The following is a 6,710-nucleotide window of genomic DNA, read 5'->3' as shown; positions in this document are numbered from 1 at the left end:
CACACACCGAGGGCACCAGCAAGGGCATTTCGTCGTGAAATCATACGTTGATAATTTTTGTCAAAGCATAATAAAACACTCGCTCATACCGATTTCTATGCATTGAGAGCACCAGTCTCAACTTCTGTCGTCCTCACCGTGCACGCAGTTTCGGAGGATGGGCTATTCCCTCGGATTTCCCGGCCAATTGTGGCTCGAATAACCAAAGTGGTGAGAACTCAACCCATCTCTCTCGGTTAGATGTCATCGAGTAAGTGAAAACTGCTCAAAATTCGAGATCTCGCAGAGCGTTGCCACTCACAATGGGTGGCCTGAGTCGGCGTTAAGCGTTAATCCGGCGGGACCAGTGCTGAACAGACTAACTCGACGCACTCACCAGCCGTCAGAACCGGGGCGTAGTCCATCTCACCGCCGACACCCGCCTTCAACAGGAAATCGGTGAGCCGCCAGAGATTATGTACCAGCATCGTGAACACAAAATAGAAGAGCCGCACGTAATCCCTTGGAAGAAGTCTTCACTAGGGAGTCACTCTTGATGTTTTTGGACTCATTCTCGATCTGCCAGCGACGGCTGTACTGGTGACAAAACGTCTCTGCCTCGTCTGTCCGACCAAGAGATTCGTCGCAAAGACTGTTGTACTCTCTCCTTTCGTCAGTGGAACTACAGGAACTGCATCGCGTGCGAGCCGTGCCTGACGTGGACAGTCGTTGGCTCAGTGGCGACCTCCTGCCCATCGTTGTCTCAATATCCTCACGTTCAGCTCCGTGGATTCGCTTCGGAATGAGATTTTTTCTACTGAACTCAGTCTGGATTCGCCTAACAGCTGGATCGTGGTAGTGATGTTGAAATTCACTTCACGCCGTAGGAAGTACGTCTTGCCAGTGTCACTAACCGCACTAAAGAGCTTGATCGACCTCCGTGTGCCCATCACCGGCAGTGACGGGCACTTGCCTTTCGGGAATCACGCATAGACCGCTCGAGAGGATCTGCCCTGACCTATCACGAGTGATCGCGGCCGCCACCCCGATCTAGTGACGAGGATGAACCCTTCTGAGAGCCCTGTTAGGATGTTTTCTGGCGCGATGATCGAATCTACTTTGTAGCATAAAGTAACTTTGTATCGAAAAGTATTATGTCTATTAGAGCAAAGAGCTGCCGATGACAACGACCACCATTCATGACGGCGACCGCCCCGGCCGATCAGCCGGGCGTGTTCGCCAAGCCATGGCGTTTACCGAACGAAGCTTTCGCGAGGTGAGTACCAGCTGGACGATGCTCTTGACGATCGTCGCCCTCGCACCGGGGATGCAACTACTGTATACGTCTCAGATCGACGGTCTCTCACCGACGATGACGGCGAGCTGGGCGATCGGAACCGGCACCTTTGGTGCGATCTACATTTGTCTGTACGTCTTCGGCTACCAGCTCGCGAGCGACCTTGAGGACGGTCGGTACGCAGCGTACCGATCAATGCCAATCTCGCCATTATCGGAACTCGCCGGGCGCATGTTCGCTGGCGTGCTCTTTGCGACGGCGACGTTCGCCCTGACAATCGCCGCGGGCGTCGCGACCGGTGGATCGTTCGGCCTCCGTGGGGTTGAGTCGATCCCCATCGTCGTCTTAGCGTTCGCGCTGACTTGTGCGGCTTGGATGATCGTTGCGGTGCCGTTCGTCGTTTACGCGAAAAATGAGCGTGTTGCCGAGTACGCGGTGCCCATGATCGCGATCGCCGGCTACATTCTAACTGGACTCAACGGTATCACAACGGAGCTCTCTATGATCGAGGGAGAAGTCCTGAACTACCTGCCGAACACCCTACCGACGCGGCTATTGGTGTATCACTTAGTTCCAGACGCCGAGTGGACCGCGATCGGTGCCGCCCCGCCCGCGGCGCCGGCGGGTCCTGAATCGGTCGCCCTCCTAGGACTGTATGCCCTCCTCGCGATCGTCGTCGGGGTGGCGTTGTTCACCGTAGTCCTCTACGAGCGGAGGTGGTGGTGATGAACCAACCAGCGATCGTTGCCACCGACCTTGAGAGGTCCTTCGGCGACGAGCGGGTGCTTAGGGGCGCCTCGCTCACCGTCGATCCCGGCGAACTGCTCGCGGTGTTGGGGCCCAACGGCGTCGGGAAGTCTGTCCTCTTTTCCTGTCTGGCGGGAAGCGAACACCCCTCGGCAGGAACAGTGGATGTGTTCGGAACCCCGGCTAGCGAGCGTTCGGATACGACGAGCTTCCTGTTGCAGGACGCCCTCTGTCTACCTCGGCTCACCGGCCGCCAGAACATCCGTTTTTACAGCCAGCTTCACCCCGCGTTCGTCGACAACTGGCACAGGTATGCTGAGGCACTCGGACTCATCGACGACCTCGACAAACCCGTTAACGAGTACTCCGGTGGGATGAAACGGAAACTCGAGCTGGTGATCGCGCTGAGCATTGACGTCCCGCTCTACATCCTCGATGAGCCGACGGCCGCCCTTGATCTTCCGACGATCCAGGAGGTTCACGCATTGCTCCGCGAGAAACAGGACGAAGGGAAGACGATTGTCTTCTCGAGCCACCAACCCATGGATGCGGACATCGCAGACCGACTCGCGTTCGTTGCTGACGGTCGGGTCGTCGCGACCGGCGTCGCCGATGAGTTGTTCAACGCCGTTCCGGCCGTCGTTGAGGCGAACCTCGGCGACGCTGAATTACTCGCCGGACACGTCCTCGGGGGCGAGGTCTTCCGGGGCAACGGCACCATCCGTGGCTTCGCCTCCGAGGAGACTGCCCTCGAATCGCTTCCCGAGGGTCTCACGGTCGTCTCCCCGACGTACACCGACCTGTTTAACTACTACACGAACCAAGTCGCGAAACAACCGACCGATGACTGAAACGGGAGAGGATGTCGACCTTCAGGAGGAACTCGGCCAGATCAAGCAGGCGATGGGATTACAGGAGGCCTACCCCTACTGGTGGCACTTCTGGATTGTTGAAGGGCTCGCGGTGGGAGTCGTGTTTCCAATCATGCAACTGGGCTTTCGTGAGGGCTTTCGTCCGTGGATCATCGCATTGACTGTCGGCGTGTTAATCGCTTACGAGGTCGTTCTCTGGCGGATGATCTCTACGTACGAGCGTCCCACGACCGGTGTCCCTAGCTGGCGGACTTGGCACATCATTTTGTTTGGGGGTATGGGCACGTTGATCGTCGGAACCGGTCCATACGTCGACGCAATCGAGTTCGCCCAGCTCATGCCGCTTTGGCTCGTCTTGGTCGGGACGCTTATTGGCGTCGCCTATCTCTACCTCGGCCAACTCCTCAGCGCGTACAACATTCGGGATGCCGATTGCTACGCCTTTTTCCTTGGTGGGTTCTGGAGCCTCATCCTTGTCGCAACGATTCCGTACGTGCCGGCGGCCCGCGGCTGGGAGTTCGCGGTGTTCGGCGTTGGGTACGCAGTGTACTGTCTTAGCGCATACGCCGTCCTCTCCAAGGTGTAATCGTCTATGGAGTTCGACAAGCTAGTCCACCAGCCGACACGATTGCAACTCTTTGCGTATCTCTATTCTCACGGAGAGGCGAGCTTCACCGAACTCACGCAGGAACTCGGGGTCACCGAGGGAAACCTCGCGAGCCATATCGGACGGATGGAGGACGCAGACTGCGTTGCCGTTGAAAAGAAGTTCGTCGACCGCAAGCCTCAGACGACCTATCGTCTCACTGACCATGGCGAGTCGATATTCGAGTCCCACGTTCGGACTCTCGAAACGTTGATCGACGGCGTTGAGGAGTAGCGCTTAGGTTGCGCCCCGAGAGCGCTCTCGCCGACCTTCTCGATCTTGTAAAGTGTGTTCTCGAGATACCGCGTACACCAAGTATCAATAGGGTCGGTAGCGGAGATAGTTAGGAATCTCTGTACCGGTTTTCGATCATGCGTACGCCTACTCCCTACTCAAGGCATATTAGAATGGCCGTGGACTCTCTACCACAGAATATGCTATGGACGTATTGTTTCTGTAATCCAATATTGGCTAGATTGTTAATCCTCGAAGGCGTTCCGGAGTGCCTCTCGAACCAACTTTTCCGACCGGTCCAACGCCGAACAACCACATCGCCCGTGGGAAGTGGGAGTGACGTTTTTCGTCCTCGTTCGACGTTCAGTCGAGCACCATGAACAGGTCATTCGGGTGGTGGTCTCAGAGGTCCTCTTCCGTCGTTGGGAGGTTCGGAAGGTCTGCCGTCCCAAACACGTCGCTAGGGTGATGCCCGCCTCCTTTAGTGATCGGCGTAGAAAGAGATGTTCTCGTAGATGCAGATGACAACCTCGTGCAACCGCTTGTCCTGCAATTGACACAGGTCGTTCCGGGAAGTCGTCACGATGTCGTTCTAGACCATACCGGTCGCTCGCATCTAGCCACGGAAAATGTGCGGGCGGACTGCTGCGCAGAGGGTTGAATCGTATGGTGAATGACGGACCGTTGTCACTCAGCGGGGGCGTCGGAGGAACAGTTCGGCACCGCCCAACCAGTTGACGACGACCTCGTCTAGTTCCCATCCGTCCGCCGCGTGGTCGTTCAACAATTGTTCGGTCGCATCACGCTTGACATGCATCCATAGATAGCTGGTCGGCGCGGTAACAACTTTGTACTCGTAATTCACTTCGTCCCTTCCACGCCCTTCGCTCCTTCTGTTGCTCACGGTGCATCAAAGGTCGCGCGAAGATAAAATCGTTCCTACTATCCAAAAAATGAGCAACACTGATTTCCTTGATGATTTACGCACTAACCAACGATGGACGATGAGTTAGCTTGAGGCATCACGAGATGAGGTCAGTGACTGAGTAATCAATATGCGCTGTGTATTCAGCACAGACCAGAGAATATCTGTGGGATCCGATAGAAGGGGTCGTTCGCGCCTGAATCGACTCAACACTTATCTGTCTTCTTCGTGATGCGCCCACCATGGAAATGAATCCAGACACCGTCGGAGACAACGTGAGTACCGAATCCGGACGGCGGTCATCCCCGGGCCGCGCCGTCGGCGTGGCCGTCGTGGTAACCGTCTTGGCCGTCGTTGTCAACACCATCGGCAGCATTGCCACCCTGATTCCGTTAGTGCTCCTCGACTTCGCCATCGATAGTCCGCCGGCGTTCCTAGCGTTGCTGGTTGGCGGTCAGACCGGCTTCCTCGTCGCGGGGTACGCCGTCGCGCGGTATCGCAAGATGGCAATTCCGATTTCGAGGCCCAACGGCCGCCAGATCGGCATCGCGTTCGGCGGCGCGGCCATCGCCATCGTCATCGCGTCTGCGCTCTGGTACCTAGTGGAATCATTGGGACTGGCGCCGGGTTCCGTCATCGAGAACGTTGCCGTCAACGACCCGTCCCTCTTCCTGTGGATAGCTGGACTGTCAGTGGTTCTCATCGCGCCCGTCGAGGAGTTCCTTTTTCGTGGCGTGGTCCAGGGGACACTGCGCGAGGCGTTCGGTCCGGTGGGCGCCATCGTGGGCGCCAGCCTCTTGTTCGGATCGCTTCATCTCGCAAACTTTACTGGTGAGGTTGCCACGCTCGCCAGCGGCGTTGCTCTCCTCATCGTGACGGGCGCCGTTTTCGGCGTGCTATACGAGTGGACGGACAGCCTGACGGTCCCTATCGTCGCCCACGCCGCGTACAACGCCATCCTCCTGACTGGCTCGTACGTGGTCGCTGCGTAGCGATCCCGGACTGGCCGAACGCGTCAGTCGGCGGCTCGGGGTTTTCGCAATCGTCATCGTGTTTTCCGTCGAGTCGGCAGTTCTGTTCCTCTGCTTGAGCCAGTGGTTTGGGCCACCGGCGGCGCATTCGCGCCGATTACGGCAGGCTATTTCGGCCAAACCTACGACGATACGGTTCCGTTTGCGCTCGGCGCAGTTGTCGTTCTTCTTGGTTTCGGTATCCTGCTCGGTCGGTTCAGTGAATTTCAACCCTCCACGCCACCAAGAAATGGCCACTAGCGATTACGCATCTTCGTTTGACTCAAAGCAATTTCAGAGACAGCAGCTCATATCGTATGCATTGAGACGACTAGTCTCAGCTTCTGGCGCCACGGAAGATGAGACTACACCCAGTATAGAGGGGCTAGAATGCACGATTTCGACTGATTTATCGGTCTGCAACCACTTCAAACCGAAGTCTATGGCCAATTCTAGTTAGTATTTTAGCTTTTCCAGGATTTGCGGACTGTTTGAGCCAGAGCTGTTGCTCATCCACGGGAGTTTACTACATCCTACCACAGCACTATCCAATGCCAGTCTGCTTTAGCAGCGTGAGCACCGTGTTTGCCGTCACAACAGGCGATCGCGTGTACTCGCCAGTCAAATCGATCTGAACCAGTAAATCGACCGCACGCCAGATTGAATACAGCAGACACGCAAACGCGAAGTAGAAAAACCGCAACACGAAGTTCTTCGAGGTTGTGGCCGCCATGAACCGCTTAATGCTCTTGTAGCCACTCTCGATTTCCCACCGATACGAATATTCTCGTAACAGTCTCGGATTCCCATTCGTCATAAACACCGAATACTGGCGATAGCCCGTGCGATTGGAATTGTCCCTGCGTCGGTACACAAGCGTTGTCTCATGCCGCTCATCGTCGTTCAATAGGAGGCTCCGGTCAGTCACGTACCGGTCTTGATCCCACTGCAGTAATCGCTTTGCTTGGGCTTGCTCACTTGTCTGCATTCGCTTTGGAAC

Annotated in this window: 7 protein-coding genes and 1 pseudogene; 5 read left to right on the top strand and 3 right to left on the bottom strand. The window is 56.4% G+C overall.

Annotation, left to right across the window (positions count from 1 at the left end):
- Nucleotides 1–329 precede the first annotated feature (329 nt).
- Complete coding sequence (locus tag LJF34_RS28705) at nt 330–467, bottom strand: hypothetical protein (RefSeq protein WP_231190409.1); 138 nt, start codon at nt 465–467, stop codon at nt 330–332.
- 692 nt (nt 468–1,159) lie between these two features.
- Here LJF34_RS28705 and LJF34_RS28700 point away from each other — a divergent pair.
- From LJF34_RS28700 to LJF34_RS28685, 4 genes are read left to right on the top strand one after another with little or no spacing between them, the layout of a single operon-like run.
- Nucleotides 1,160–2,002, top strand: a complete 843-nt coding sequence (locus tag LJF34_RS28700) for a hypothetical protein (protein WP_231190406.1) — start codon at nt 1,160–1,162, stop codon at nt 2,000–2,002.
- A complete protein-coding gene (locus tag LJF34_RS28695) occupies nt 2,002–2,874 on the top strand; it encodes an ABC transporter ATP-binding protein (protein WP_231190402.1) in 873 nt (290 codons plus the stop codon). Before LJF34_RS28700 ends, LJF34_RS28695 begins: the two co-directional genes overlap by 1 nt.
- A complete protein-coding gene (locus LJF34_RS28690) occupies nt 2,867–3,481 on the top strand; it encodes a hypothetical protein (protein WP_231190399.1) in 615 nt (204 codons plus the stop codon). Before LJF34_RS28695 ends, LJF34_RS28690 begins: the two co-directional genes overlap by 8 nt.
- 6 nt (nt 3,482–3,487) lie before the next feature.
- On the top strand, nt 3,488–3,775 hold the full coding sequence (locus LJF34_RS28685) for a transcriptional regulator (RefSeq protein WP_231190396.1): 288 nt from the start codon (nt 3,488–3,490) through the stop codon (nt 3,773–3,775).
- Nucleotides 3,776–4,466: 691 nt separating this feature from the next.
- Here LJF34_RS28685 and LJF34_RS28680 read toward each other — a convergent pair.
- Complete coding sequence (locus tag LJF34_RS28680; protein ID WP_231190393.1) at nt 4,467–4,679, bottom strand: DUF4177 domain-containing protein; 213 nt, start codon at nt 4,677–4,679, stop codon at nt 4,467–4,469.
- A gap of 263 nt (nt 4,680–4,942) precedes the next feature.
- On the opposite strand from LJF34_RS28680, the gene LJF34_RS28675 reads away from it, so the two are divergent.
- Nucleotides 4,943–5,692 carry a CPBP family intramembrane glutamic endopeptidase gene (locus tag LJF34_RS28675; protein WP_231190390.1) on the top strand — a complete coding sequence of 250 codons (750 nt, stop codon included), beginning with the start codon at nt 4,943–4,945 and terminating at the stop codon, nt 5,690–5,692.
- Between the two features lie 562 nt (nt 5,693–6,254).
- Here the strand turns inward: LJF34_RS28675 and LJF34_RS28670 are convergent.
- Nucleotides 6,255–6,710: pseudogene (locus LJF34_RS28670) on the bottom strand (transposase); the annotation flags it as partial.

The sequence above is a fragment of the Haladaptatus sp. DYF46 genome (genome assembly GCF_021083305.1).
In the GTDB taxonomy this organism is placed as follows: Archaea; Halobacteriota; Halobacteria; order Halobacteriales; family Haladaptataceae; genus Haladaptatus.
Note: the sequence above shows the minus strand (reverse complement) of the source record. Positions and strands in the feature narration are given on the sequence as shown.

Coding starts and splice junctions, on each gene's coding strand:
- LJF34_RS28700 (WP_231190406.1), top strand. CDS start 1,160: ATGACAACGACCACCATTCATGACGGCGACCGCCCCGGCCGATCAGCC.
- LJF34_RS28675 (WP_231190390.1), top strand. CDS start 4,943: ATGGAAATGAATCCAGACACCGTCGGAGACAACGTGAGTACCGAATCC.
- LJF34_RS28705 (WP_231190409.1), bottom strand. CDS start 467: ATGCTGGTACATAATCTCTGGCGGCTCACCGATTTCCTGTTGAAGGCG.
- LJF34_RS28685 (WP_231190396.1), top strand. CDS start 3,488: ATGGAGTTCGACAAGCTAGTCCACCAGCCGACACGATTGCAACTCTTT.
- LJF34_RS28690 (WP_231190399.1), top strand. CDS start 2,867: ATGACTGAAACGGGAGAGGATGTCGACCTTCAGGAGGAACTCGGCCAG.
- LJF34_RS28695 (WP_231190402.1), top strand. CDS start 2,002: ATGAACCAACCAGCGATCGTTGCCACCGACCTTGAGAGGTCCTTCGGC.